This window comes from Pseudomonas sp. GM48 (assembly GCF_000282335.1).
Lineage (GTDB): Bacteria > Pseudomonadota > Gammaproteobacteria > Pseudomonadales > Pseudomonadaceae > Aquipseudomonas.
Window position 1 is genome coordinate 1 of sequence record NZ_AKJM01000200.1, and the last position, 2058, is coordinate 2058.

2 protein-coding genes and 2 pseudogenes are annotated in these 2058 nt (G+C 54.8%); 3 read left to right on the forward strand and 1 reads right to left on the reverse strand.

The genetic code is table 11. The features are described 5' to 3' along the window. The 3 genes and pseudogenes from PMI28_RS31360 to PMI28_RS00010 form a co-directional block, all read left to right on the forward strand. Window positions 1-452 (forward strand): annotated as a pseudogene (locus tag PMI28_RS31360) (type IV secretion protein Rhs); the annotation flags it as partial. Continuing rightward, window positions 449-832, forward strand: a complete 384-nt coding sequence (locus tag PMI28_RS0129070; protein ID WP_033063646.1) for a hypothetical protein — start codon at window positions 449-451, stop codon at window positions 830-832. The pseudogene PMI28_RS31360 and the gene PMI28_RS0129070, both read left to right, overlap by 4 nt. 319 nt (window positions 833-1151) lie before the next feature. Further along, complete coding sequence (locus PMI28_RS00010) at window positions 1152-1475, forward strand: hypothetical protein (RefSeq protein ID WP_007993007.1); 324 nt, start codon at window positions 1152-1154, stop codon at window positions 1473-1475. Window positions 1476-1636: 161 nt separating this feature from the next. Here PMI28_RS00010 and PMI28_RS00005 read toward each other — a convergent pair. Next, a pseudogene (locus PMI28_RS00005) lies at window positions 1637-2058 on the reverse strand (diguanylate phosphodiesterase); the annotation flags it as partial.

Below are 2058 nucleotides of genomic sequence, written 5' to 3' on the forward strand. Positions count from 1 at the left end.
TGGATCCGTTGGGGTTGGCGGACTGTCCGGGTGGGGATAGGTGCAAGAAGCTGTCGTTGGGGGAGCGAGATCCGACTGGGAGGTCTGGTGTAGAAGGTGGCGAGCCACACTTACCCCGGACTAATGCATCTCGTGATGCGCCAAGTGCGGGGTATCACACAGAAGTTTATGCAAACAAACCAGTTAAGCCTCAGGACGCAATTAATAAGTGGGAAGAATTTTTAGGTGAAGGCCCATATACAAACAACCACCCTAGGACGAGTATCCCGGATAACGACAGGCTGGTTTCGGCTGATGGGACAAGAAGCATCCGCTATGGGGCTCATGAAATGGGTAGCAACCCGAGTAAGCACCATTACCACGAAGAGAAGTGGATGCTTGAATTGAAAGGGAATGTAATGAACGTAGAAAGCACTGTTGTACGAGTTCCTTTGCCGAAGAAAAAAGAATGAAAGTGACGATAGATAATGTGGTTCAAATCGCCGACGAGGTCCTTGTGACGTTCTCAACCGATTTCGGCAATGCTGCTGCAGTTTGGAGCGGTGTGCCACCGACAATAGGTGCGTGCCATGATGTTGAGCTGGAAATTGAGGAAAGCGTTGTTTGGGGGGAGAGTGCGATTCCTGCCCCAAAGGAGGACTGCTCCATTGGAGTAATGGATGGCTCTATAAATCTGACGGGTAAAATCATCTCGGTTGATGCCGAAGGGGTTGTAGTTTTTGACGTAGGTGGATCAATAACCCTTATTGAGATAGTTGGATTTACTGGAGCTGCTCCGATATTTGTTGATTTAAAAGTCGGAAGATTAGTTTTGTTTCCGACTGGTGTATGAGTAAAAATCTTCTGACGGATGCAAGAAATTTCCGGGCAAGGTCTTCGGAAGTTTCCTTCAAAACGTAGCGGTTTCCATGAACTGGTGCGCCCCGTACTCCATCGATAGTCTTGGGCGGTCACTGCAAATTCAGTGGCAGGGTGTGGAAGCCCTCTATCGTTAGGTGCACCAAGAGCCAGTTTTATGGTGGTTGTGCGCGGGGCGCTTTCGAGCGCGCCGGGTGCCTAACGTCCCGGTCTTCCACACCCGCGTACAGCCGCCACCTATTGCGTGGAAGTGATGTTTGGCGGCTCCAGTCCATACGTTAGGAGCTAGAGCGATGAAAACACTTCACCCAGATCCACCCTACGAAAAACCCACCCCTCACCCCGAAAACCGCTTCATGGCGCTCACCAGCAACTGTAACGACATGCCCACCCTGTTCGTCGACACCCACGCACCCCTCGACGTATTAACCGACGCCGCCGGCTACCGGATTCGTGCCGTCACCCAAGTGCTGGAGAACCTGTCCATGCGCGGCTCGGTGGAGTGTGATTCGTTCATTCTCAGTGACTTTGCTTTGCTCTGTGCGATTCCGTTGCGCGATGGCTGTGATGTGCTGGATGTGGTTGGGCGGCGGTTGCGGGCACGGTCTACGGCGTAGCGCAGGTGGCTCTTGTGGCGAGGGAGCTTGCTCCCGTTCGGCTGCGTAGCAGTCGTAAACCAGCGGTTGCGGTGTGTCAGGAAAGCCCGGGGCTCAGGTTTTGGGGCCGCTTCGCAGCCCAGCGGGAGCAAGCTCCCTCGCCACAGAAGCAAAACCCAAGGTCAGCGGTGCCCTGTCAGCAACTTTTCTTCATGCCCAGACACCACCAGGCTATCAATCACATGCACGCTATACCCCTGCACATTTTTCGCATGGTGCTTGGCTTGTGATGCCAATTCTGCCAACTGGCTTGCATCAAGTTGTTCACAGGCCTGTGGATGCAAATGCACCACGCCGATCGACAGCGACAGCAGTGGAAACTCCTGACGCACGCCCTGTCGATTCGGTGCGGTGAAGCAGCCGGCCTCCAGGTGTTCGCTGCGGTAGAAGCGCCGGCACTGGCTCTGGAAGTCGTCGAGTAATTGATTCAATCGCTTGCGCCAGTCTTCCGGGCCGAGCACCAGCAGGAAGTCATCACCGCCGATATGGCCGGCGAAGTCGCGGGACGGGGCGACGCGGTCGGTCAGGCATTGCGCCAGGCACA